This is a genomic window from Burkholderia humptydooensis, assembly GCF_001513745.1.
Taxonomy (GTDB): domain Bacteria; phylum Pseudomonadota; class Gammaproteobacteria; order Burkholderiales; family Burkholderiaceae; genus Burkholderia; species Burkholderia humptydooensis.
In genome coordinates, this window is sequence record NZ_CP013380.1 from 2,368,550 (window position 1) to 2,392,082 (window position 23,533).

Sequence of the window (23,533 nt, forward strand, 5' to 3'; positions counted from 1 at the left end):
CGTGATCACCTCAATCGGGCGAGCCGGTACAGCCAGTAGCCGCCGGCGACTTGCAGGATGAACGCGAGATACACGAGCTGGCGGCCCATCGGATCGAGCCACATCGCGCTGAAATACTTCGGATTCGTCGCGATCACGAAGCTGCCGATGCCCACGGGCAGCGCGCCGAGCACCCACGCCGACAGCCGCGTCTCCGCCGACATCGCGACGAGCTCACGCTCTGCCTGCTCGAGGTCGCGCATGAAGACGGCCATCCGGTCGAGCATCACGTCGGCGCGGCCGCCGTACTTGACGGACAGCCGCAGCACCGAACCGACGAGCTCGAACTCCTTGATCCGGTAGAGCGTTGCGACATAGACCATCGCGCGATCGATCTCGACGCCCGAGCGCAGCATCCGCGACACGTGGTCGAGGCAGCCGCGCAGCGGCGCCTCGGTCGTCTGCAGCGTCGCCTGGAACGCCGCAGGCACGCTGTTGCCGAGCGTGACGAGGCGCACGATGCCGTCGAGGAACGACGGCAACTGGCGAACGATCCGCAGCCGCCGCTTCTGCATCCGCGACACGAGCCAGAAGACCACGAGCGTCGCGCCCGCGACGAACGCCGCGACGGCGGCGAGCAGCCCGCCGCGCAGGCCCGCCCACAGCGTCGCGACGGCCGTCGCCGCAACGAGCGCGATGAGCGGCGTGCGAATCTCGGACACGCCCGCGCGGTTCGACACGTTCAGCCACGCATCGGCCGCGCGTTCGCGCCAGCGCGCGAGGCCCTCGGCGGGCTTCGCCGCGGGCGCGCCCGCCGCCGGCACCGCCGCCGCGCGCTTCGGCTCGGCTGCGGCCGGCATCTTCGGCGGCGCGCCCGGGCGCGCGCCGGGCTCGAGCCGGCTGTCGATGTAGCGCGCCGCGTGCGCGCGCCCCTTGTTCGCCGCGCCGCGCCGCCACAGTGCGAGCGCCCCGGCGACGCACAGCAGCGCGAGCGCGAGCGCCCAGAGCGCCGCGCTAGACATTGAAGCCCCCGCCGCGGCCGTACGGCTCGCCGCCGAAGCCGCCGCCCGCGAGCGCCTGCCTGAAGCGCGCGAGCTTCGGCGAATGCGGATGGATGCCGAGCGATTCCCACGCGTCGGTCTCGTCGCCGTCCGCGTTCACGCGCGGCTCGTAGCGATAGAGCTCCTGCGTCGCGATGATGTTGTCGGACAGCCCCGTCACCTCGGTGACCGACAGGATGCGCCGCCGCCCGTTCGACAGCCGCCCGATCTGCACGATGAAATCGACCGCGTTCGCGATCTGCCGGCGCAGGCTCGATTCGGTGCCCTGGAAGCCCGCGAAGCCGGCGAGCATCTCGAGGCGGTACAGGCACTCGCGCGGCGAGCTCGCGTGGATCGTGCCCATCGAGCCGTCGTGACCGGTATTCATCGCCTGCATCATCTCGAGCACTTCGCCGCCGCGCACTTCGCCGACGATGATCCGGTCCGGGCGCATCCGCAGCGTGTTGCGCAGCAGGTCGCGGATCGACACGACGCCCGTGCCGTCGAAGCCGCCCGGCCGGCTCTCGAGCCGCACCACATGCGGGTGGTTGAGCGACAGCTCGGCCGTGTCCTCGATCGTCACGACGCGCTCGACTTCGGGAATGTGGAACGCGAGCGCGTTCAGAAGCGACGTCTTGCCGGAGCTCGTGCCGCCCGACACGAGGATGTTGCAGCGCGCGGCGACCGCGGCTTCGAGCAGCGCGCCGATCTCGTCGTTGAACGTGCCGTTCGCGAGCAGATCGGCGGGCTTCAGCGGGTCCTTGCGGAACTTGCGGATCGACACGACCGGGCCGTCGATCGACAGCGGCTCGATCACGACGTTCACGCGCCCGCCGTCCGGCAGCCGCGCGTCGACCATCGGATTCGACTCGTCGAGCCGGCGGCCGATCGGCGCGAGAATGCGCCGCACGATGCGCAGCAGGTGTGCGTTGTCGGTGAAGCGCACGGGCAGCTTCGTCAGGATTCCGTGCTTCGACACGTAGACGTCGCTGTAGCCGTTGATCAGGATGTCCTCGACGTGCGGATCGGCGAGCAGGTCCTCGATCGGGCCGAAGCCCGCGAGCTCCTTCGTCAGCGCCTGCGCGACCGCACGCACTTCGTTCTCGTTGAGCGGAATGCGGCGCAGCCGCACGAAGCTGTCGATCTCGAGATCGACGAACTGGTTGATCGCCTGCCGCGACCAGCGCCCGAACTCCGCGCCCAGCTCCTCGATGCGCGTCAGAAGGTGCTCGTGCGCGGCGTTCTTGATGTCGTGAAACTGCTGCGTTTGCGAGAACGGCGTCGCCCCGTCGGCAAATTGAATGTCGTGTGCCATCTCTTACGACCGCTTGGAGGTGGGTTGAATGAAGCGCCTGAGCGCGGAAAAGCCGCCCGCCGGGCGCGGCGCGGCGGCCCCCGTGCCGCCCGTCGCGCGTTCGACGAGCGGCTCGAGCGCGCGCACGTAGGGATCGCGCTCGGCCGCGTCGACGATCAGCTTGCCTTGATTGGCCGCATGCCCGATCGGCACGCGCCGCGACGGCAGCGTCGCGGCGAGCGCGAGGCCGAGGCGCTCGGCGATCTGCGCGGGCGCGAGACCGAGCGCCGGATCGTACTGGTTCACGACGAGGCGCACGTTGTCCGTGTCGACGCCCGCGTCGCGCAGCGATTCCAGCAGCTCGGCGGCCGACACGACGGACGCGACGCCCTGGTCGCACAAGAGCCACGATTCGTCGGCCGCGTTCGCGGTCTGCGCGACGAAGTCGCGGTTCGAGAAGCCGCCCAGGTCGACGATCTGGCAGTCGAAGAACGCGCGCAGGCGGTTCAGCAGGCCGACGCACGACGCGTACGACACATCGCGCAGCCCGGCCAGGTTCGGCGGCAGCGACGTCAGCGCGACGCCGCTCGCATGGCGCGCGAGCGCCGTGTTCACGAAGGTCCGGTCGAAGCGGCGCAGGTTGCGCACCGCCTCGACGAAATCGAATTCGCAGCGCGTGTTCAGGAACAGCGCGCCGTCGCCCGCCGGCAGCCCGAGATCGACGAGCGCCGTCTGGCGGCCGAGCGCGGCCGAGCGCTTTTGCACCAGCACCGACAGGTTCGCGGCGAGCGTGCTCGCGCCCATTCCGGCGCGCGCGCCGAGCAGCGCGATCAGCCGGCCATGGCGGCTCGGCTGATCGCCGACGTGATCGAGCAGCCCGCGCGTGATCCTGAGCGCGTCCTCGGCGGGCGCGGAGAAATCGATGAAGTCGCGCACGCCCGCGCGCAGCGCGGCGAGCGCGCTTTCCGGCTCGCCGAGCGAGCCGAGCGCGACGACCGGCAGCCCCGGATGCGACACCCGCACCGCGGCCGCCGCGGCGCTCGCCGCCTGCGCGCGGCCGCCCGAGAAATCGACGAAGACGAGCACCGGGTTGAGCCCGGCGATCCGCTGCGCGAGCGCCGCCGGCTCGAGCGGCGCGGACTCGACCGCGCCCGCCGAGACGAGCGTCTGCGCGAGCCAGCGCACGTGCTCGCCGTGAGGCGACGCGCAGACGAAGTAGTCGGTGACGGCGGGCTCAGCCAAGGATTGTGTTCTCGCGTTCATGGTGATGCATCCCGGTTGCGCGCCGCATCGCGGCGCTCGCGCGTGCGCTGTCGTGGCGTCGCGCGCTCATTTCGAGAACCCCGGCCCTGCGTCCGGCGACAGCGCGCCGCCGAGATACGACCGCCACACCGGCCCGTCGCGCTGCTCGGACAGTTCACCGGGCGTCGCGGGCAGCGACGCGTTCTTCGCGATCGGCGCGACGAGATGCGGCGTCACGATGATCACGAGCTCCTTGTCGTTCTGCTGATAACTGAGGTGCTTGAAGAACGTGCCGATGATCGGCAGATCGCCGAGGAACGGCACCTTGTCGACGTTCGACGTCGTCTCGCGGTCGATCAGGCCGCCGATCACGAAGCTCTCGCCGTCGCCGAGCTCGACCGTCGTGTCCGCGCGGCGCGTCGTGAGCGCGGGCACCGTCACGCCGTTGATCGTGATCGAATGGACGAAGTCGAGCTGGCTCGATTCCGGCGCGACCTTCAGCGCGATCCGGCGCGGGCTCAGCACGGTCGGCGTGAGCGTGAGGCCGACGCCGTACGGCTTCCAGTCGATCGAGATCGTGCCGAGCGACTGCGGCACCGGCACCGGGATCTCGCCGCCCGCGAGGAAGCTCGCGCTCTGCCCGGACAGCGCGACGAGCGTCGGCTGCGCGAGCACGCGCGCGAGGTTGTTCGCCTCGAGGATCGACAGATCGGCGAAGAGGCCGCGCGTCGCAGAGCCGACGACGAGATTGAACGCGGACGCGATCGGAATGTTCGCCGACACCGACATCGACGACGTGCCGCCGCCCGTCACCGACGCGAGGCCGGCGGGCGCGAACGAGCCGAACGTGAAGCCGTTGTTCTGCTTGAAGAAGTTCAGGCCCGCCTGCTTGAGCACCGAGCGGCTGAACTCGACGACGCGCACGTCGACCTGCACGACGTTCTTGCCGCCGACCGTCGATGCGTCGACGACGCCGCCGCCCTTGCCCGCCATTCCCTTGCCGACGGCGAGCGCGCGCGCATGCGCATCGAGCGTCGCGGCCGAGCCGGACACGACCGCCGTGCCGTCATACGCCCTCACGCCCGGCGCGCCGCCGTCGAGGAGCGCGCGCGCCGCGCCGCTCACGACGTCGACCGTGTAGACCGCGGGCTCGTCGCGGCCGCGCTCCCACACCATCAGGCTCGTCGAGCCGGCCGCCTTCGCGACGAGCAGCACGCCGCCGCGCCCGCCCTTGATGACGAGCACGTCGGCGACGTTCGGATCGCCGATCGCGACCCGCTGCACGCCGCGCCCGACGGCAATCTGCCGCTGCGCGCCCGTCGTGAGCTCGATCGCCCCCATCTCGGCCGCCTGCGCGGCGAACGACAGCAACACGCCAAACGCCATCGCCCATGCAATCAGTTTATTTTTCATCGTGTCGGAGACCGGCGCGAGCCGGCCTTCCCCCTGCCGTCACTGTTCGAAACTGCTCGTCGATCAATAGGCGACCGTCTCGGCCCGCCCACCCCGGATTACCTCGATGCCGCCTCCCGCACGCGGCGCGGCCGCCGCCGTCACCCGCGCGGGCGCGGGCGCCGCGCGCGCCGTCTGCGCCGACGCGCCGCCGCCCGACAGCGCGCTTAGCACGAGCCCCGCCGCCGCCTGGTTCGATGCCCCCGCGCCGCCCGGCGCGCGGATCGCCACCGTCTGGGCGGCGACATCCTCGTCGCGCGGGCTGCGCAGCGCGAGCACGAGCCGGCCGCTCGCCTCGGCGAGCGTCAGCGCGTCGACCTGCGCGGTCGGCACGGCGAGCACCGCGGTGCGCGCGCCCGCGCCCGTCGGGCCCGGCGTGCCGTCGCGATCGGCCGTCGCGTCGCCGAACGACAGCACGCGCACCCGCGACAGCAGCAGCCGCGCCTGCGTTTGCGCGATCTCGGCGCCGGTCGCGCCGAAGCCGCCTTCGCGCTTCAGGTTCACGAATACATCGACGAAATTGCCGGGACGCAGCCGGTTGCCGACCGCGTTCGTGTCGTCGACCTTGATCGCGACCGCGCGCTCGCCGGGCGCGATCTGATCGGCGAGGCCCGACATCAGCTCGCTCTCGAGCACCGGCGCCTGCGCGACGATGTCGCTCGCCGGGATGCGCCCCGTGACGAGCGTCGGATTCGGGAAGGCGCCGGCGATCGGCGTCGGCGTCTGCTGCACTTTCAGCGCATCGGCGGGAATGGGCTGCCCGGCGGGCAGCGCGCGCGCCGCGACGACGACGGGCACCATCGCCGTCGCGGCAGCGGGCGCGGCGGCAGGCGCGACGGGCGCCGGCTTGCGCCCGAGCACCCACGCGTATAGGCCGAGCAGGATCGCGATCCCGATCAGCAACACCGCGATTATCTTGGTCAGATGGTTGGCCATGATTGTTATCAGTGCAGCGGCAAGGAAAAACGTTGGAGAAAACCGGTGGCGCGCGGCGCGTCGGTCCGGCCTAGTCGATCGTGTTCTTCATATGATGTTCGTCGGATTGATCTGCACCGTCGCCCGGCTCGTCAGCGTGGTCGGCAGCACCGCGTCGAACAGCGCGACCGCCGGCACGAGCGGATTGGCCGCGTACGGATACGTGACCGTGACCTGGATGCAGAACATCGTCGAATCGTACGAGCACGTGTAGTTCGACGAAGTCGTGCACGTCGCGCCCGACAGCCAGCCCGTCAGATTGTTCGCGGCCGTGCACGCGGCCGCCGCGCGCAGGCCGAGCGCCGCCGCCTGGGTCTGCGCGACCTGATAGTTGAGCGCGGCGCGCGCGCCCTCCGTCGCGGCGAGCGTCAGGCTCTGCTGCGCGGCGAAGATCATGCCGTATGTCACGATCCCGTAGAGGATCAGAAAGAACAGCGGAAACAGGATCGCGAATTCGATCGCGGTCGCGCCGCGCTGGCGGCGCGGCGAGCGGAATCGGCCGAGCGCGCGCATCATCGCGTGCCTCCGGTATGAATCAGATAGGCGAGCCACGCGGCGGCGGGCGCGACGAGAAACGCCGCATAAGGCGCGGAGCGGCGCGCGCCGAGCGCGAACGCGAACGCGGGCGCGCCGTTGCGCCCGAGCGAGCCGAGCGGCGTGCGGGTCACGAGCATCAGGCCGAGCGCGTGGATGCCCGCCGCGACGCTCGCGACGATCCATAGCCGCGGCAACGCCGGCAGCCCGCACCACGCGCCGAGCACCGCGAATACCTTCACGTCGGCGGCACCCATCACGCGCAGCGCGAAAAACGGAAAAAGGGAAACGAGACCGACTGTTGCGCCGACCAATGCGCCGGTCAATGTCGTTTCGAACGGATTTTGTCGGCAGAATGTAAAAATGATAACGGCGGCGAAACCGGCGAACACCAATTCGTTGGGAATACGGCGATTGCGACAATCTGCAATTGCAACGGCCGCAGCCCAGGCGAAAAAGAATCCAATACTGAAGAGACGAATCATCTCAGCCCCAGCCGCCCAGCGACGTTTGCGGATTGCCGAAGCAATCCGCAATTCGTGGTCATGCGTAATTGGATGTGAAAGTCAGGCCGCCGGCAATTTGCTGGCGATCGTGCTGAAGAGCGAGCTCAGATCGGTACCGACCGTGCCGACCGTCGTCGCGATGGCCACCGCGATAAGACCTGCGATCAACCCGTATTCGATCGCGGTCACCCCGGCCTCTTCCTTGAAGAAGCGATGCATCAGTTGTTTCATGTTGATCCTCGTGCCTTGAGTCTTCATTGGCCTTGCGTTTCGCTATCGGCCGACCTTGCCCCCGCCAGTCCGACTTTAATGCCGGCTCGGGCGGTTTCGTTATAACTCCTTTTTTCAAGAGTTTCTAACAATTTGATACAAGTTAACATTTATGTCGGCGGCGTCCCCCTCGTATTCCCTGATGTACCAGGTCGTACAAATAGCGCACGAGCGCATCTTATATCCGAACCCTTTTTTGTTCCACATTTTTCATCGATTTTGATCAGACACTATGACCGTGCGCACGCTTATTTTTACGATCTGTCGGTAGTCCTTACACATAAGGACTTACGATAGGTTAGATCTACATACCTAATTCATCAGTAAAACGCAGAGTTCAAATGTCGACGGCGCGCGACGCGTTTCTGTCGCACGTTACGCCGCATCCGTAACGCGCGCCATGCGGCGTTACGTTACGAACGCATAAAAACACGCCCTCGCCGCACCCGCCCCATCGTTTTTCCCGCGCCATCCCGCTCCGCCAAAACCCTTGTCTGACAAGGGTTTGCCGGATCTCGCCGCGCACACCGAAAAGATCGTCCAACGAAATGGCACGCCAGTTGCAGAGTAGTCGTGCGCAAGTGCGGCAAATCAAGCAACAGACAACACACCAATGCGAGGACGATGATGAACATCAGCACGATTTCCCATGGCACGCTCCGGACGACTTTGATCGCGGCCACCGTGGCAGCCATGCTCTCCCTTTCCGCGTGCGGCGGCTCCGGCTCGATCAGCAAGGGGCTCGACGGCTCGGGCTCGGGCAGCAGCAGCGGCAACGCGATTTCCACGACGGGGGACGGCGGCTCCGGCTCGGGCGGCACGAGCGGCTCGGGTTCGGGCGGCTCCGGCGGCTCCGGCGGTTCCGGCTCGACGGGCGGCCTGTCGGGCGGCGGCGGCTCGACCTCCGGCGGCGGCTCCACGTCGGGCGGCGGTTCGACCTCGGGCGGCGGCTCCACGTCAGGCGGCGGCTCGACGACGTCGAGCATCAACGCGCTCGGCACGATCGCCGGCAACACGGGCGGCATCGTCAGCGGCGCCGGCTCGACCGTGTCGGGTCTCGGCACCGTCGTCGGCAGCCAGACGCTGCCCGGCGTGAACCCGCAGACGACGCAGGCGCTCGGCGGCGTCGTTCAGAGCCTCGGCGGCGCGGTCAGCGCGCTCGGCTCCGGCGTGACGAGCGGCATCGGCCAGCTCGGCTCGTCAACCAACCCGATCGGCACGACCGTCGCAAGCACGGGCGGCGTGGTCAGCCAGTTGGGCGGCGCCGTCACGCAGACGGGCAACCTCGTGACGAGCCTCGGCAGCGGCCCGCTCGCGCCGCTGTCGGCGCTCACGTCGCCGCTCGGCGGCGCGGTCAGCACGCTCGGCAACACGATCACCGCGGGCGGCACGACGCTCACCACCGCGCTGTCGACGGGCCCCGTCCAGCAACTGACGCAGACGGTCAGCTCGGCGATCACGCCGATCACGTCGATGGTCACGGGCACGACGCAGACGGTCGGCAACGTGACGGGCCTCGGTGCGCCCGCCAACACGCTGCTCGGCACGATCGGCGGAGGCCTGAACCAGGCCGGCGCGCTGATCACGAAGACGGGCAACAACCCGGTCACGACGGGCCTCGGCCAGACGGTGTCGGCAACCGGCAACACGATCACGTCGGTCGGCGGCCTGCTGACGGGCGGCACCGGCTCCACGAATCCGCTCGCGCCGATCACGGCCGCCGTCGGCGGCCTGACGGGCACGCTGAGCGGCGTCGGCGGCGCAACCTCGGGCACCCCGCTCGCGCCGCTCACGAACGTCGTGTCGACGGTCACGGGTGCGCTCTCGGGCGCCGCGGGCAGCGCAGGCTCGAGCTCGCCGCTCGCGCCGCTCACGAACATCGTGTCGACGGTCACGGGCGCGCTCACGAGCGCCGCGGGCAGTACAGGCGGCAGCAGCCCGCTCGCGCCCGTCACGGGCCTCGTGTCGACCGTCACGGGCGCACTCTCGGGCGCCACCGGCGGCGCGACGTCGACGAGCCCGCTCGCCCCCGTCACGAACCTCGTCTCGACCGCGACGGGCGCGCTCGGCGGTGCAACCGCCGCGCCGGCGACGGGTTCGACGACGACCGCGACGAACCCGGTCGCGAGCCTCACCGCGCCGCTGACCGGCGCGAGCAGCGGCACGGGCGGCTCGACCAACCTGCTGTCGCCCGTCACGTCGCTCGTCGGCGGCCTGCTCGGCGGCATCAAGAAGTAAAAGGGCCGGCGCCCATCCAGCATCAGAGAAGACAGCGAGGAGCAGCATCATGAACCAGCAACGTTTCGTCCCGTCATTCGCGCTCGCGGCCTGGCGCGTTCCGCTCACCGCGCTCGCAACCGCGTGCGTGCTCGCCGCGTGCGGCGGCAGCGACGTCACCGCGCCGCCGTCCGCCGGCGGCGGCACCAGCGGGACCAGCGGCACGAGCGGAACCAGTGGTACGAGCGGCACCAGCGGCACGGCGGGCACGTCGGGCGTCGTCAACACGCTCGGCAAGACCGCGACCGATCTCGGCAACACGATCGGCTCGACGAGCGTGCCGGGCCTCGGCAGCGGCGTCACCCAGGGCGTCGGCGCGACGGTCGGCAGCACGGGCGGCATCGTCAACGCCGCGGCGGATGCGCTCAGCAACGGCCTCGGCCAGATCGGCTCCACGCAGAATCCGGTCGGCACGACAGTCGCGGGCCTCGGCAACGTCGTGAGCGCGGCGAGCAACACCGTGCAGGGCCTCAGCCAGACCGTGCAGGCGCTCGGCACGGGCCCGCTCGCCCCGCTCTCGCCCGTCACGACGCCTGTCGCGGGCGCGCTCGCGACGGCCGCGAACGGCGTGAACGCGGCCGGCACGATGCTCGGCAACGCGCTGTCGACGGGGCCTGTCCAGCAGATCACGCAGCCGATCAGCTCCGCGGTCACGCCGCTCGTCATCACGGCGGGCCAGGTCACGCAGACGGTCGGCACGACGACGGGCGTCGGCCAGCCGGTGTCGGGCCTGCTGCAGCAAGTCGGCGGCGCGATCAGCTCGGCCGGCAAGCAGATCGCGGGCACGTCCCCGTCGCAGCCGCTCGTCGGCGACGTCGGCCAGCTCGTGTCGGCGGTCGGCAACACCGTGACGAACGCGGGCGGCCTCGTGAACCCGGCCGCACCGAACGGCGCGGCGCCGATCCCGGGCCTCATCACGAGCCTCGTCGGCGGCTCGACGGCAACGGTCGCAACCGGCTCGGGCACGAGCTCGGGCTCCACGCTCGGCAGCCCGCTGAGCGGCCTGCTGTCGAGCCTCGGCGGCGGCGCGCTGCCGACCGGCTCACTCGGCGGCAGCGCGGTGTCGGGCGGCGCGAGCAACCCGCTCGCGCCGATCACGAGCCTCGCGAGCGGCGGCACGAGCGCTGGTGCGAACCCGCTCGCGCCCGTCACCGGTTTGCTCAATCCTCTCACGGGCACGCTGTCCGGTTCGACGTCGTCAACGGGCGGCGCGACGGGGCTCCTCGCCCCTGTGACGGGTACGCTCGGCACGCTGGGCAGTTTCGGCAAGTGATGCGAAATACCGCGCGCGCCTTCCGGCAAGGAGCGCGCGGCGCAGTGGCAGTCGCATAGAACAACGGAAGACCACGTTGCGCGGCCCGCCAGGCGCCGCGCAACGGCATTAGAAGATCACAAGCACAAAGAGGCCCACGAGGAATCACAATGAAATCCAGACACGATTCTTGGATGCTGCTGCTCGCGCTCGTCGCGGCCGCCGGTGCCGCGCATGCGCAAAGCCGCTCGGGCGGCAATCCGCTCGAAGCGCTGCCGCAGATCAACACGCCGAGCAAGCCGAGCGTGACCGTGCAGGTCGCGCCGCAGGAAGTCCAGGTGCAGGCGCTCCTCGCGCGCCATCTGACGCCGACCTCGTTCCAGGTCGAGGGCGTCAAGTCGATTCCGTTCGAAGAGATCTCGCAGCGCTTCACGCCGCTCGTCGGCAAGGACATCACGATCGGCCAGTTGATCGAGACGGCGAACGGCGTGACGAAGCTGTATCAGGAGCGCGGCTATGCGCTGTCGTTCGCGTTCGTTCCCGCGCAGACGTTCGAAGGCGGCGTCGTGCGCGTGACGGTCGTCGAGGGCTATGTCGCGAACCTGAAGATCACCGGCCGGCCCGGCGCGATGGAGCCGAAGGTGCGCGCGATCGCCGCGCACATCATGGACGACCGCCCGCTGCGCCGCGCGACGTTCGAGCGCTACGTGAACACGTTCGGCCTGCTGCCCGGCGTGACGGTGAAGGCGAACGTGCCGCCGCCGCAGAACACCGACGGCGCGACGACGCTTGAGCTCAACGTCGATCGCAAGCCGATCAACGTGAGCGCGGGCCTCAATACGAACAACCCGGGCGTGCAAGGGCTTTTCACCGTGACCGAGAACGGCCTCACGTCGCTCGGCGAGCAGATGAGCATCTCCGCGCTGTTCCCGAAGGGGCCGAACAATCAGACGTACGTATCGTTCAGCGGTGCCGTGCCGATCGGCAGCAACGGCCTCGTCACGCGCCTCGACGCGAGCCACTACCGCGGTAATCCGTCCGTCGACCAGACCGTGCTGCCCAACGTGCAGCGCACCGTGATCAACGACAAGCTCGGCCTGTCCGCGTCGTATCCGCTGATGCTGAGCAACCAGCGCAGCCTGCTCGGCACGGTGTCGGGCTACGCGTCGCACAACGAAGACCGCTACCAGAACCGGAGCACGGGCGCGATGATCGGCCTGCGCTCGCAGGTGCGCGTGCTGCAGATGCAGCTCGACTACACGAGCGTGCAGCCGAAGCAGGTGCAGAAGCTGAGCTTCAATGTGGCGAAGGCGTTCGACATTCTCGGCGCGTCGAAGTCGGGCTTCACGAACCTGCCGGGCGTCACCACGACGAACCCCGCCTCGACGACGTTCGTGCGCACGGGCGCGACGTTCGCGCAGACGAACGAGTGGCCGTTCAAGATCGGCTCGACCGTGCAGCTCACGGGCCAGTACAGCCCCGATTCGCTGCCGACCACCGAGCAGATCTCGTTCGGCGCGCAGCGTTTCGCGCTCGGCTATCAGCCGGGCGAGACGTCGGGCGATTCGGGATGGGGCGCGTCGTTCGAACTCAATCGCGCATTCACGCCGGGCTTCACGTACCTGAAGAACATCACGCCGTACATCGCGTACGACATGGCCCGCGTGTATCTGCATTCGGGCACGCCGGTGCCGCGCCGCCTGTCGTCGGTCGGGCTCGGCGTGCGCCTGACCGATAGCCGTTTCTACAATCTCGACGTGTCGATCGCGAAACCCGTCGGCGACGCGCCGATCGAAAGCGCGTCGCGCAGCCCGCGCGTGAACGCATCGTTCTCGTATCAGCTCTACTGACGTCCGCCCGCCCCGCTCGTTTGCGCTTCGCGGCCCGTCGCACGCCGGGCCGCGCGCGTTTGCATTTTTTCATTTTTGCATCGCACGTCGCCACTTCGATTAGAAGCACTTGTATCAAACGCCGCGCGCGGATTCACGTATTCTGCGCAAAGCTCGCATCCACCGCCGTCCGACGCAGACGGCCCGCGGGCTGACGAAAACGACATCGTGCGATCCAAGGAGGAAGACATGTTTCAAATGACTCGTTCACTGCGCTCGATCACCGTGGCAGGCGCACTTCTCGCATGCGCCGCGAGCGCGTTCGCTCAGGCGGACAGCCCGATCGGCACGTGGCAGACGATCGACGATCACACGGGCAAGCCGAAGGCGCTCGTGCAGATCACCGCAGACTCGGCCGGCGAGTTGTCCGGCAAGGTCCTCAAGGGCCTCGGCGAGAACGACACGCCGGACCGCCGCTGCACCGCGTGCACCGACGAGCGCAAGGATCAGCTCATCAAGGGCATGACGATCATCAAGGCGATGAAGAAGGACGGCGAAGGCTGGGACGGCGGCAACATCCTCGACCCGGAAAACGGCAAGGTCTACAAGTGCAAGATGAAGCTCGAGGAAGGCGGCCAGAAGCTCATCGTGCGCGGCTACATCGGCGTATCGCTGCTCGGCCGCTCGCAGACGTGGATGCGCGCTCAATAAGCCAAGCGCCCGTCTCCCGATGCACCGGTCGCCGCTTGCGCGCCGCGTCCCGCGAACGCCAGGCGGCAAAAGCGGCAAAAACAAAACCGGCCTCGCGCATCTGCGCGAGGCCGGTTTTTTCATGCGTGCGAGACGCCGCGCGCCGTGTCAGGCGACGTGCTCGAGCGAGTGTTCGTGACGCGGCGCGGGCGAGGTCGCCGTCGATGCCGCGCCGCTGCGCGCCTGCGCGGCCTTCGAGCGCGCATGCGTGCGCATGCGCATCGCCATCAGCTCGCACAGATCATCGCTCTGCGTGCCGAACAGCTCGACGAGCACGCGCTTCAACGCGCCGGATTCGTGCCACGCCTTGAAGCGGCGATGGCAAGTCTGATACGCGGGAAAGCGGCGCGGCATCGCCGACCAGTTCGCACCGCTGTAGATCACCCACAGCACGCCATTCAGCACCGCGCGCGTGTCCGCGAGCGGCCTGCCGCGCAATTCCTTGCGCGGACGCAGCTCGGGCAGCAATGGAGCGACGCGCTGCCACTCCTCATCGGTAATATCGCGATACGGCGTCATGTGCTTCTCCGTTCATGAAGAACATGACCGCAACGATATCGAGACGAACCGGCATTGGATACACGACGCGCGCCGATTTAAGAATAGTTAATACCGAATTAACCGAAGTTAACCGTCTGCGCGCGTTTTCGAATTCGGGTCGGGTCGTTCGCGGCGCATGGCGCGCGAACCGGATCAGGTCAGCGACGTATCGATCAGGCGCCGCGGCGCCTCGAGATATTCCTTCGACTGCATCTCGACGATCCGCGAGACCGTGCGGCTGAATTCGTTCGCCATCGGTCCTTCGACGTACAGATCATCGGCCGCCACCGCGGCCGACATCAGCAGCTTCACCTTGTGGTCGTACAGCACGTCGATGAGCCACGTGAAGCGGCGCGCCTCGGACGCCATCCGCGGCGACATCTGCGGCACGTCGGACAGCACGATCGCATGGAAGCGGCTCGCGAGCTCGAGATAGTCGTTCTGCGAGCGCGGACCGCCGCAGAGCGTCGCGAAATCGAACCAGACGACACCGTCCGCACGGCGCAGCGCCTTGATCTCGCGCTTCTCGATGTGCAGGATCGGGTTCTCGTCCGGCACCGCGGCGAGCTGCGCGAACGCGTGGCGCAACTCGCGGTCGGCTTGCGCGCCGAGCGGCGTGTGATACATCCGCACCTGCGTGAGCGTGCGCTGCCGATAGTCGACGCCCGCGTCGACGTTCAGCACGTCGAGCCGCTCCTTCAGAAGCGCGATCGCGGGCAGCATCCGGTCGCGATGCAGGCCGTCCGGATACAGATCGTCCGGATCGTAGTTGGACGTCATCACGAACTGCACGCCGTTCGAGAACAGCCGGTCGAGCAGCCGGTACAGGATCATCGCGTCGGCGATGTCCGACACATGGAATTCGTCGAAGCAGATGAGCCGGTAGCGTTTCGCGATCCGGCGCGCGAGTTCGTCGAGCGGATCGGCCTGCCCTTTCAGCTCCTCGAGCTCGCGATGCACTTCGCGCATGAACTCGTGGAAGTGCAGCCGCGTCTTGCGCTGCACCGGCACGACCGCGTAGAAGCTGTCCATCAGGAAGCTCTTGCCGCGCCCGACGCCGCCCCACATGTAGACGCCGCGCGGCAGATCCGGGCGGATGACGAGTTTCTTGAACGCGTTCGAGCGGCGCGCCTTGTAGGCGACCCATTCGCCGTAGCAGCGCTGCAGGCGTTCGACCGCGGCGCGCTGCGCGGCATCGGACTGATAGCCGCGCGTCTTCAGCTCGTGCTCGTAGTATTCGGTGACATTCATCATGCAAGCCGGCAAAAAACGAAGGCGAGCGGAAAATCCCGCCCGCCTTCGCCGAGAAACTGCGCGGCCGGCCGCGAAGGCCGGCGCGCGGTGCTGCGCCGTCGCGCTTAGCTGTTGAGCGAGCGCTTGTCGACGGCGAGCGCCGCTTCGCGCATCACTTCGGACATCGACGGGTGCGGATGGCAGATGCGGGCAACGTCTTCCGACGCCGCCTTGAACTCCATCGCGACGACGGCTTCGGCGATCAGATCCGACGCGTTCGCGGCGATCACGTGCACGCCGAGCAGCTCGTCCGTCTTCACGTCCGCGATCATCTTCACGAAGCCGTCCGGCGCGTTCATGCCGAGCGCGCGGCCGTTGATCGAGAACGGGAACCGGCCCGACTTGATCTCGCGGCCCTCGGCCTTCAGTTGCTGCTCCGTCTTGCCGACCCACGCGATTTCCGGATACGTGTAGATCACCCACGGAATGCAGTTGTAGTCGATGTGCGGCTTCTGGCCGTCGATCACTTCCGCGACCAGCACGCCTTCGTCTTCCGCCTTGTGCGCGAGCATCGGGCCGCGCACGACGTCGCCGATCGCGTACACGTTCGTCACCGCGGTGCGGCAGTGATCGTCGACGTCGATGAAGCCGCGCTCGTTCGCCTTCAGGCCGATCGCCTCGAGGCCGAGGTTCTCGGTGTTCGGCACGCGGCCGACCGACACGATCAGGCGGTCGGCGTCGAGCGTCTTCGCGTTGCCGTCCTTGTCCGTGTAAGCGATCGACACGCCGTTCGCGCCCGTCTTCACTTCGTCGATCTTCACGCCGAGGTGGATGTCGAGGCCCTGCTTCTTGAACAGCTTCGCCGCTTCCTTCGCGAGCGCCTCGTCGGCCGCGCCGAGGAACGCCGGCAGCGCTTCGAGCACCGTCACTTCGGCGCCGAGGCGCCGCCACACCGAGCCGAGCTCCAGGCCGATCACGCCCGCGCCGATCACGGCGAGCTTCTTCGGCACCGTGTCGAACGTCAGCGCGCCTTCGTTGTCCGCGACGATCTTGTTGTCGACCGGCACGTTCGGCAGGTGACGCGCCTTCGAGCCCGTCGCGATGATCACGTTCTTCGCGGTGACGACTTCGGTCTCGCCTTCGCCGCTCACTTCGATCGTGACGCCGGCGTCGGTCTTGCCGGTGAACTTGCCGTGGCCCTTGAGCCACGTGATCTTGTTCTTCTTGAACAGGAACTCGATCCCGCCCGTCATCTTCTCGACGATCCCGTCCTTGCGCGCGAGCATCTTCGCGACGTCCATCTTCACGCCGTCGACGCTGATGCCGTGGTCGGCGAGATGGTGCTGCGCGTTCTCGAATTCCTCCGACGACGCGAGCAGCGCCTTCGACGGGATGCAGCCGACGTTCAGGCACGTGCCGCCCAGCTTCAGCGCGCCGGCCGGGTTCTTCCATTTTTCGATGCAGGCAACCGTTTTGCCCAGTTGAGCGGCGCGGATCGCGGCGATATAGCCGCCCGGGCCCGCGCCGATCACGACGACGTCAAATTCCTTCGACATGACAATCCTTTGATTTGGCTCCGGCAAGCCGAGCAGGCGCCTCGCGATGGGCGCCCGCGCGGCCCGCCGAAGCGGTTCGATACGGTGAGAAAAGCGTGCTTACAGGTCGAGCAGCAGGCGCGCCGGATCTTCGAGCGCGTCCTTCATCGCGACGAGCGACAGCACCGCTTCGCGGCCGTCGATGATCCGGTGGTCATACGACAGCGCGAGATAGTTGATCGGACGGATCACGATCTGGCCGTTCTCGACGACCGGACGTTCCTTCGTCGCATGCACGCCGAGGATGGCCGACTGCGGCGGGTTGATGATCGGGGTCGACAGCATCGAGCCGAACACGCCGCCGTTCGAGATCGAGAACGTGCCGCCCGTCATTTCCTCGATCGACAGCTTGCCGTCCTTCGCCTTCTGGCCGAATTCGGCGATCTTCTTCTCGATGTCGGCGAGGCTCATCTGATCCGCGTTGCGCAGGATCGGCACGACGAGGCCGCGCGGCGAACCGACCGCGATGCCGATGTCGAAATAGCCGTGATAGACGATGTCGTTGCCGTCGATCGACGCGTTCACGAGCGGGAACTTCTTCAGCGCGTGGACGGCCGCCTTCACGAAGAACGACATGAAGCCGAGCTTCACGCCGTGTTCCTTCTCGAACTTGTCCTTGTACTTCGCGCGCAGATCCATCACGGGCTGCATGTTCACTTCGTTGAACGTCGTCAGGATCGCGTTGGTCTGCTGCGATTCGAGCAGACGCTCGGCGATACGCGCGCGCAGGCGCGACATCGGCACGCGCTGCTCCGGACGGTCGTTGAGCCACGTCGTCGCCGACGCCGGCACCTTCACTTCCGGCAGCGACGGCTTCGCCGCGGCCAACGCCTGCGCGGGGGCCGCCGCGGCCTTCGGCGCGCTGCCCGCGGACAGCACGTCGCCCTTCGTGATGCGGCCGTCGCGGCCCGAGCCTGCGACGTCGGCCGCGCCGATGCCCTTCTCGGCCATCAGCTTCGATGCGGCGGGCGATGCGGCGGCGGCAGCCGGCTGCGCGGCGGGCGCCGGCGCGGCGGCGGGAGCGGCGGCCGGCTTGACTTCGGCGGCGCCTGCCGCGGCTTCGGCCGCGCCCGCCTTCGCTTCGGTGTCGATCGTCGCGATCACCTGGTCGGCGACGACCGTGTCACCGTCGTTCTGCAGCACTTGCGCGAGCACGCCCGCGGCGGGCGCCGGCACTTCGAGGACGACCTTGTCGGTCTCGAGCTCGATCAGGATTTCGTCTTGCGCGACGGCTTCGCCGGGCTTCTTCTTCCACTGCAGCATGGTCGCTTCCGAAACCGACTCCGAAAGCTGGGGGACTTTGACTTCTACGATAGCCATGTGAATTTCCTGGATGCTTAATCTGGGTAATGACGAGACGTCCGCATGCGCTGCCGGGTATTGCGGCGCGCGTCGTGCGCAGGAAAGCGCGCCGCGCCTTCCCGCTTCGCTACGTCTCTTTATTTCGCGACCGATGCGCTCTTCAAGCGGCCGAATGCGCCTTCGATGAGGGCCTTCTGCTGCTCGTAGTGCTTCGCGTAATAGCCGACGGCCGGCGAGGCGGAAGCCGGGCGGCCGCTGTACGCGAGCTTCTGCCCTTCCTTCATGCCTTCCTTCAGGTGGTGTTCGACATAGAACCACGGCCCCTGATTTTGCGGCTCGTCCTGCACCCAGACCACTTCCGTCGCGTTCTCGTACTTCTTCATTTCCGCTTCGAACTGCTTGTGCGCGAACGGATAGAGCTGCTCGATCCGCACGATCGCGGCGTCGTTCGCCTTCGCTTCACGGCGATGCGCGACGAGGTCGTAGTACACGCGGCCCGAGCACGCGATCACGCGCTTGACCTTCTTCGCGTCGATGCCGCCGTCGACTTCGCCGAGCACCGGCTGGAACGAACCCTTCGCGAGCTCCGACAGATCCGACACAGCTTCCTTGTGGCGCAGCAGCGACTTCGGCGTCGCGACGATGAGCGGCTTGCGGAACAGGCGGATCATCTGGCGGCGCAGCAGGTGGAAGATCTGCGCGGGCGTCGTCGGCTGGACGACCTGCATGTTGTGCTCCGCGCACAACTGCAGATAGCGCTCGATGCGCGCCGACGAGTGCTCCGGACCCTGGCCTTCATAGCCGTGCGGCAGCAGCATCGTGAGGCCCGACACGCGGCCCCACTTCACTTCGCCCGACGAGATGAACTGGTCGATCACCACCTGCGCGCCGTTCGCGAAATCGCCGAACTGCGCTTCCCACAGCACGAGCGTGTTCGGCTCGGCGGTCGAGTAGCCGTATTCGAAGCCGAGCACCGCCTCTTCGGACAGCACCGAGTCGATCACGTTGAACTTCGCTTGGCCTTCCGAGATGTTCTGCAGCGGCACGTACGTGCCGTCGTTCCAGCGCTCGCGGTTCTGGTCGTGCAGCACCGCATGACGGTGCGTGAACGTGCCGCGGCCCGAATCCTGGCCCGTCAGGCGCACGGCGTAGCCGGACGCGACGAGCGATGCGTACGCGAGGTGCTCGCCCATGCCCCAGTCGAGGGGCTGATCGCCGCGCGCCATGTTGCGGCGGTCGTTGATCACGCGCTCGACGAGCGGGTGGACCTTGAAGTTTTGCGGCACCGTCGTGATGCGTTCGCCGAGGCGCTTCAGCTCGGCGAGCGGCACCGCGGTGTCGGCGGCGTCCGTCCACTTGCGGTTCAGGAACGGCATCCAGTCGACCGCGTACTTGCTCTTGTAGTTCGACAGCACCGGATCGACCGTGTGGTGGCCGTCGTCCATCGCCTTGCGGTACGCCTTCACGAAGCCGTCGGCGTCCTCGGCGCTGATCACGCCCTGCTGCGCAAGCTTCTCCGCGTACAGCGCGCGGGTGCCTGGGTGCTGAGCGATCTTCTTGTACATCAGCGGCTGCGTGACGGCCGGCGTGTCCTGCTCGTTGTGCCCGAGCTTGCGGAAGCAGACGATGTCGATCACGACATCCTTGTGGAACTGCATCCGGTAGTCGATCGCGATCTGCGTCGCGAGCACGACCGCTTCCGGATCGTCGCCGTTCACGTGCAGCACCGGCGCCTCGATCATCTTGACGACGTCCGTGCAGTACAGCGTCGAGCGCGCGTCGCGCGGGTCCGACGTCGTGAAGCCGATCTGGTTGTTGATGACGATGTGCAGCGTGCCGTGCGTGCCGTAGCCGCGCGTCTGCGCGAGGTTCAGCGTTTCCATCACGACGCCCTGGCCGGCGAACGCCGCGTCGCCGTGGATCTGCACGGGCAGCACCTGCAGGCCGTCGGCGTCGCCGCGGCGGTCCATCCGCGCCTTCGCGGAGCCCTCGACCACCGGGTTCACGATTTCGAGGTGCGACGGGTTGAACGCGAGCGACAGGTGGACCGGGCCGCCTTCCGTCGCGATGTCGGACGAGAAGCCCTTGTGGTACTTCACGTCGCCTGCCGGCAGGTCGTCGACGTGCTTGCCCTCGAATTCGGCGAAGAGATCCGCCGGCATCTTGCCGAGCGTGTTCACGAGCACGTTCAGACGGCCGCGGTGCGCCATGCCGATGACGATTTCCTGCACGCCCTTCGAGCCTGCGCGCTGGACGACTTCGTCCATCGACGCGATGAAGCTCTCGCCGCCTTCGAGCGAGAAGCGCTTCTGGCCGACGTACTTCGTGTGCAGATAGCGCTCGAGGCCTTCGGCGGCCGTCAGGCGGTTCAGGATGTGCTTCTTCTTGTCGGCCGAGAAGTTCGGCGTCGCGCGGCTCGACTCGAGGCGCTCCTGCCACCAGCGCTTCTGCTCGGGATCGCTGATGTACATGAATTCGACGCCGATCGTGCCGCAGTACGTGTCGCGCAGCCCCTTGACGATGTCGCGCAGCGACGCCTGCTCGAACCCGAAATACAGGTTGCTCGCGCTGAACGTCTGGTCGAGGTCGGCTTCGGAGAAATCGTAGAACGCGGGTTCCAGCTCGGGAATCGCGGGGCGTTCGCGGCGCTTCAGGGGATCGAGGTTGGCCCATTGCGAGCCGAGGAAGCGATACGCGCTGATGAGGGACTGAACGTGGACTTGCTTGCGGGCGGTGGCGAGGTTGCCGCCGCTTTCGCGCGGGATGAAAGCGTTGGCTTTCGCGCGCTGGGCGAACGACTCTACGATCGGGTTGTGGGCCACGTCGCTCGCGCTCGAACCATCGGTTGCGGGGACGTTTTGCAGCGCGTCGAAATATTCGCGCCAGTTGTCCGGCACCGACGCCGGGTTATCCAAATAGGCTTCGTACAGTTCTTCAACATACGAAGCATTGCCGCCGAACAGATACGAGTTCAGCTGGAATTGCTTCATTACATCTGACATTTGACGCTCACCTTTCTTCGAGCTTCTCGAGAAATAGCGGGTTACTCAACCTTCCGCGACACGGCCTGACCGTTTAGCGGATTGCGCGAATCAAGTCTTGCTTGGAAGGACCTAAAACTTGCGTGCGCGCAGCATAGCACAGAAAACCCTGCGGCGAGCGCGGCGATAGCGCCCTGAAAGCCCGCTGCGACGGGCTTTCGCGGGCATCGCGCGCATTCCCGAGCACGCATGAAACACAGTTTTTCAACCGGCGCGCCCGCCACCCGTCGGCGCATGCAAAAAAGCCGCCCGAAGGCGGCTTTCGAGATGCGCGGCGAATGCGGCGCGACGCCCGGACGATGCCCGGCGCACGCTCAGCCGGCCTCGGCCTCGCGGCTCGCGCGGCGGCGCTCGTGCTCCTTCAGGTGGCGCTTGCGCAGGCGGATCGACTGCGGCGTCACTTCGACGAGCTCGTCGTCATCGATGAATTCGACCGCGTATTCGAGCGACATCTGGATCGGCGGCACGAGACGCACCGCTTCATCGGTGCCCGACGCGCGCACGTTGGTCAGTTGCTTGCCCTTGATCGGGTTCACGACGAGGTCGTTGTCGCGGCTGTGAATGCCGATGATCATGCCCTCGTAAAGCGCGTCGCCCGGCTTCACGAACATGCGGCCGCGATCCTGCAGCTTCCAGAGCGCGTACGCCACCGCCGCGCCGTCGTCCTGCGAGATCAGCACGCCGTTGCGGCGCTCGCCGACCGAGCCTTCCCTGACAGGCGCGTACGAATCGAAGATATGGCTCATCAGGCCCGTGCCGCGCGTAAGCGTCAGGAATTCGCTCTGGAAGCCAATCAGGCCGCGCGCCGGAATCCGGTACTCGAGACGCGTGCGGCCGCGCCCGTCCGACACCATGTCGAGCATTTCACCCTTGCGGCGCCCCAACTCCTCCATCACGCCGCCCTGATGCTCGTCCTCGAGGTCGACCGTCAGCAGCTCGTACGGCTCGTGCTTGACGCCGTCGACCTCCTGCATCACGACGCGCGGACGCGACACCGCGAGCTCGTAGCCTTCGCGGCGCATGTTCTCGACGAGGATCGTCAGGTGCAGCTCGCCGCGGCCCGACACTTCGAACACGGTTTCGTCGCCCGTATCCTTCACGCGCAGCGCGACGTTGTGGTTCAGCTCCTTCATCAGGCGATCGCGGATCTGGCGGCTCGTCACGAATTTGCCTTCGCGGCCGGCGAGCGGCGACGAATTGACGAGGAAGTTCATCGTCAGCGTCGGCTCGTCGACCGTGATCATCGGCAGCGCTTCAGGCGCTTCGACCGCGCAGATCGTCGCGCCAATGCCGACGTCCTCGATCCCGTTGATGAGAACGATGTCGCCCGCCTCGGCCGACTCGACCTGCACGCGCTCGAGCCCCTTGAACGACAGCACCTGGTTGATCTTGCGGTTGAGCACCTCGCCTTCCGGGCCGAAGCGCATCACGACCGGCTGGCCCGGCTTGATGCGCCCGCGCGTGATGCGGCCGACGCCGATCCGGCCGACGTACGTCGAATAGTCGAGCGACGTGATCTGCAGTTGCAGCGGCGCCTCCGGATCGGCCGGACGCACCGGCACGTGCTGGAGGATCGCCTCGAACAGCGGACGCATGTCGCCGTCGCGCGCGGCCGGATCGAGCGACGCGTAGCCGTTCAGGCCCGACGCGTAGACTACGGGGAAGTCGAGCTGCTCCTCGGTTGCGCCGAGCTTGTCGAACAGGTCGAAGGTCTGGTTGATCACCCAGTCGATCCGCGCGCCCGGGCGGTCGACCTTGTTGACGACGACGATCGGCTTCAGGCCGAGCGCGAGCGCCTTCTTCGTCACGAAGCGGGTCTGCGGCATCGGGCCCTCGACCGCGTCGACGAGCAGCAGCACCGAGTCGACCATCGACAGCACGCGCTCCACTTCGCCGCCGAAGTCCGCGTGCCCGGGCGTGTCGACGATGTTGATGTGCGTGCCTTCGTACTCGACCGCGCAGTTCTTCGCGAGGATCGTGATCCCGCGCTCCTTTTCGATGTCGTTCGAGTCCATCACCCGTTCTGCGACCTGCTGGTTCTCGCGGAAGGTGCCGGACTGGCGAAGCAGTTGGTCGACGAGCGTCGTCTTGCCGTGGTCGACGTGGGCGATGATGGCGATGTTGCGAAGGGCGCGGGTCATAGAAACCTGAAAACGGATGGAACGCGCAAGCGCGCGCGCACCGTTTTGCCCGATGCGCGCGCGATTTGCAGCTTGGAAAGCCTGAAATTATAGCACGCCAAGATGTCGCGAGCGGCGCACTCCGTTGCAGCGCGGCATCGACGCCACCCTGCGCGCGAGGCCATCGATGAGCCCACTCGCGTCAGGGCCATTTTTGCAACTCTGCAACCAAATCGCGCTTCAATTAACATTTGCCGCAGCAACTATTCGCGTTATACTGCTGCCTAGTCAACTATTGCAGC

At 67.5% G+C, this 23,533-nt stretch carries 19 protein-coding genes; 5 read left to right on the top strand and 14 right to left on the bottom strand.

Translation table 11 applies throughout. From position 1 onward, the window contains the following. Positions 1-5: 5 nt before the first annotated feature. The 8 genes from AQ610_RS10660 to AQ610_RS10695 form a co-directional block, all read right to left on the bottom strand. Positions 6-1,001, bottom strand: coding sequence for a type II secretion system F family protein (locus AQ610_RS10660; protein WP_059213566.1), 996 nt, complete (start codon positions 999-1,001; stop codon positions 6-8). Next, positions 994-2,334, bottom strand: coding sequence for a TadA family conjugal transfer-associated ATPase (locus tag AQ610_RS10665; RefSeq protein ID WP_006026556.1), 1,341 nt, complete (start codon positions 2,332-2,334; stop codon positions 994-996). The genes AQ610_RS10660 and AQ610_RS10665 overlap by 8 nt, the downstream gene beginning before the upstream one ends. 3 nt (positions 2,335-2,337) lie before the next feature. Continuing rightward, on the bottom strand, positions 2,338-3,576 hold the full coding sequence (locus tag AQ610_RS10670; protein ID WP_043282581.1) for a fimbrial protein: 1,239 nt from the start codon (positions 3,574-3,576) through the stop codon (positions 2,338-2,340). A 66-nt stretch (positions 3,577-3,642) separates the two neighbouring features. Continuing rightward, a complete protein-coding gene (locus tag AQ610_RS10675; RefSeq protein WP_006026554.1) occupies positions 3,643-4,968 on the bottom strand; it encodes a type II and III secretion system protein family protein in 1,326 nt (441 codons plus the stop codon). Positions 4,969-5,031: 63 nt separating this feature from the next. Continuing rightward, positions 5,032-5,943 (bottom strand): Flp pilus assembly protein CpaB, encoded by a 912-nt coding sequence (gene cpaB, locus AQ610_RS10680; RefSeq protein WP_015602285.1) that lies wholly within the window; start codon positions 5,941-5,943, stop codon positions 5,032-5,034. An 87-nt stretch (positions 5,944-6,030) separates the two neighbouring features. Then, positions 6,031-6,498 carry a TadE/TadG family type IV pilus assembly protein gene (locus AQ610_RS10685; RefSeq protein WP_006026552.1) on the bottom strand — a complete coding sequence of 156 codons (468 nt, stop codon included), beginning with the start codon at positions 6,496-6,498 and terminating at the stop codon, positions 6,031-6,033. Continuing rightward, entirely contained in the window at positions 6,495-7,001 is a 507-nt protein-coding gene (locus AQ610_RS10690; RefSeq protein WP_041861706.1) for an A24 family peptidase, read from the bottom strand. The genes AQ610_RS10685 and AQ610_RS10690 overlap by 4 nt, the downstream gene beginning before the upstream one ends. A gap of 81 nt (positions 7,002-7,082) precedes the next feature. After that, positions 7,083-7,280, bottom strand: coding sequence for a Flp family type IVb pilin (locus AQ610_RS10695; protein WP_006026550.1), 198 nt, complete (start codon positions 7,278-7,280; stop codon positions 7,083-7,085). A gap of 639 nt (positions 7,281-7,919) precedes the next feature. On the opposite strand from AQ610_RS10695, the gene AQ610_RS10700 reads away from it, so the two are divergent. The 4 genes from AQ610_RS10700 to AQ610_RS10715 all read left to right on the top strand — a co-directional run bounded on the left by AQ610_RS10700 (position 7,920) and on the right by AQ610_RS10715 (position 13,361). Next, entirely contained in the window at positions 7,920-9,530 is a 1,611-nt protein-coding gene (locus tag AQ610_RS10700) for a collagen-like triple helix repeat-containing protein (RefSeq protein WP_009912624.1), read from the top strand. Between the two features lie 49 nt (positions 9,531-9,579). Continuing rightward, on the top strand, positions 9,580-10,842 hold the full coding sequence (locus tag AQ610_RS10705) for a collagen-like triple helix repeat-containing protein (protein WP_006026548.1): 1,263 nt from the start codon (positions 9,580-9,582) through the stop codon (positions 10,840-10,842). 173 nt (positions 10,843-11,015) lie between these two features. Continuing rightward, entirely contained in the window at positions 11,016-12,671 is a 1,656-nt protein-coding gene (locus tag AQ610_RS10710) for a ShlB/FhaC/HecB family hemolysin secretion/activation protein (protein WP_006026547.1), read from the top strand. 228 nt (positions 12,672-12,899) lie between these two features. Next, positions 12,900-13,361 (top strand): DUF2147 domain-containing protein, encoded by a 462-nt coding sequence (locus AQ610_RS10715; RefSeq protein ID WP_009912631.1) that lies wholly within the window; start codon positions 12,900-12,902, stop codon positions 13,359-13,361. 147 nt (positions 13,362-13,508) lie between these two features. Here AQ610_RS10715 and AQ610_RS10720 read toward each other — a convergent pair whose 3' ends face one another. The 6 genes from AQ610_RS10720 to typA all read right to left on the bottom strand — a co-directional run bounded on the left by AQ610_RS10720 (position 13,509) and on the right by typA (position 23,252). Then, positions 13,509-13,919, bottom strand: coding sequence for a transposase (locus tag AQ610_RS10720; protein WP_006026545.1), 411 nt, complete (start codon positions 13,917-13,919; stop codon positions 13,509-13,511). A 174-nt stretch (positions 13,920-14,093) separates the two neighbouring features. After that, on the bottom strand, positions 14,094-15,191 hold the full coding sequence (gene zapE / locus AQ610_RS10725) for a cell division protein ZapE (protein ID WP_006026544.1): 1,098 nt from the start codon (positions 15,189-15,191) through the stop codon (positions 14,094-14,096). Between the two features lie 107 nt (positions 15,192-15,298). Beyond that, the gene (lpdA, locus tag AQ610_RS10730) at positions 15,299-16,729 is read right to left on the bottom strand and encodes a dihydrolipoyl dehydrogenase (RefSeq protein WP_006026543.1); all 1,431 of its coding nucleotides are present in this window, start codon (positions 16,727-16,729) and stop codon (positions 15,299-15,301) included. Between the two features lie 99 nt (positions 16,730-16,828). Next, positions 16,829-18,088, bottom strand: coding sequence for a 2-oxoglutarate dehydrogenase complex dihydrolipoyllysine-residue succinyltransferase (gene odhB, locus AQ610_RS10735; protein ID WP_043282579.1), 1,260 nt, complete (start codon positions 18,086-18,088; stop codon positions 16,829-16,831). Between the two features lie 119 nt (positions 18,089-18,207). Beyond that, positions 18,208-21,072, bottom strand: a complete 2,865-nt coding sequence (locus tag AQ610_RS10740; RefSeq protein WP_009912636.1) for a 2-oxoglutarate dehydrogenase E1 component — start codon at positions 21,070-21,072, stop codon at positions 18,208-18,210. Between the two features lie 353 nt (positions 21,073-21,425). Then, positions 21,426-23,252 (bottom strand): translational GTPase TypA, encoded by a 1,827-nt coding sequence (gene typA, locus AQ610_RS10745; RefSeq protein WP_006026540.1) that lies wholly within the window; start codon positions 23,250-23,252, stop codon positions 21,426-21,428. On the opposite strand from typA, the gene AQ610_RS37290 reads away from it, so the two are divergent. Then, positions 23,205-23,345 (top strand): pyridoxal-dependent decarboxylase, encoded by a 141-nt coding sequence (locus tag AQ610_RS37290; protein WP_162486747.1) that lies wholly within the window; start codon positions 23,205-23,207, stop codon positions 23,343-23,345. The two genes, typA and AQ610_RS37290, sit on opposite strands and share 48 nt — an antisense overlap. Positions 23,346-23,533 lie beyond the last annotated feature (188 nt).

What these genes read in the sequence shown, in the direction of transcription:
- AQ610_RS10660 (WP_059213566.1), bottom strand. Translation starts at nt 1,001, where the DNA reads ATGTCTAGCGCGGCGCTCTGGGCGCTCGCGCTCGCGCTGCTGTGCGTC.
- AQ610_RS10665 (WP_006026556.1), bottom strand. Translation starts at nt 2,334, where the DNA reads ATGGCACACGACATTCAATTTGCCGACGGGGCGACGCCGTTCTCGCAA.
- AQ610_RS10670 (WP_043282581.1), bottom strand. Translation starts at nt 3,576, where the DNA reads ATGAACGCGAGAACACAATCCTTGGCTGAGCCCGCCGTCACCGACTAC.
- AQ610_RS10675 (WP_006026554.1), bottom strand. Translation starts at nt 4,968, where the DNA reads ATGAAAAATAAACTGATTGCATGGGCGATGGCGTTTGGCGTGTTGCTG.
- cpaB (WP_015602285.1), bottom strand. Translation starts at nt 5,943, where the DNA reads ATGGCCAACCATCTGACCAAGATAATCGCGGTGTTGCTGATCGGGATC.
- AQ610_RS10685 (WP_006026552.1), bottom strand. Translation starts at nt 6,498, where the DNA reads ATGATGCGCGCGCTCGGCCGATTCCGCTCGCCGCGCCGCCAGCGCGGC.
- AQ610_RS10690 (WP_041861706.1), bottom strand. Translation starts at nt 7,001, where the DNA reads ATGATTCGTCTCTTCAGTATTGGATTCTTTTTCGCCTGGGCTGCGGCC.
- AQ610_RS10695 (WP_006026550.1), bottom strand. Translation starts at nt 7,280, where the DNA reads ATGAAGACTCAAGGCACGAGGATCAACATGAAACAACTGATGCATCGC.
- AQ610_RS10700 (WP_009912624.1), top strand. Translation starts at nt 7,920, where the DNA reads ATGAACATCAGCACGATTTCCCATGGCACGCTCCGGACGACTTTGATC.
- AQ610_RS10705 (WP_006026548.1), top strand. Translation starts at nt 9,580, where the DNA reads ATGAACCAGCAACGTTTCGTCCCGTCATTCGCGCTCGCGGCCTGGCGC.
- AQ610_RS10710 (WP_006026547.1), top strand. Translation starts at nt 11,016, where the DNA reads ATGCTGCTGCTCGCGCTCGTCGCGGCCGCCGGTGCCGCGCATGCGCAA.
- AQ610_RS10715 (WP_009912631.1), top strand. Translation starts at nt 12,900, where the DNA reads ATGTTTCAAATGACTCGTTCACTGCGCTCGATCACCGTGGCAGGCGCA.
- AQ610_RS10720 (WP_006026545.1), bottom strand. Translation starts at nt 13,919, where the DNA reads ATGACGCCGTATCGCGATATTACCGATGAGGAGTGGCAGCGCGTCGCT.
- zapE (WP_006026544.1), bottom strand. Translation starts at nt 15,191, where the DNA reads ATGAATGTCACCGAATACTACGAGCACGAGCTGAAGACGCGCGGCTAT.
- lpdA (WP_006026543.1), bottom strand. Translation starts at nt 16,729, where the DNA reads ATGTCGAAGGAATTTGACGTCGTCGTGATCGGCGCGGGCCCGGGCGGC.
- odhB (WP_043282579.1), bottom strand. Translation starts at nt 18,088, where the DNA reads ATGGCTATCGTAGAAGTCAAAGTCCCCCAGCTTTCGGAGTCGGTTTCG.
- AQ610_RS10740 (WP_009912636.1), bottom strand. Translation starts at nt 21,072, where the DNA reads ATGTCAGATGTAATGAAGCAATTCCAGCTGAACTCGTATCTGTTCGGC.
- typA (WP_006026540.1), bottom strand. Translation starts at nt 23,252, where the DNA reads ATGACCCGCGCCCTTCGCAACATCGCCATCATCGCCCACGTCGACCAC.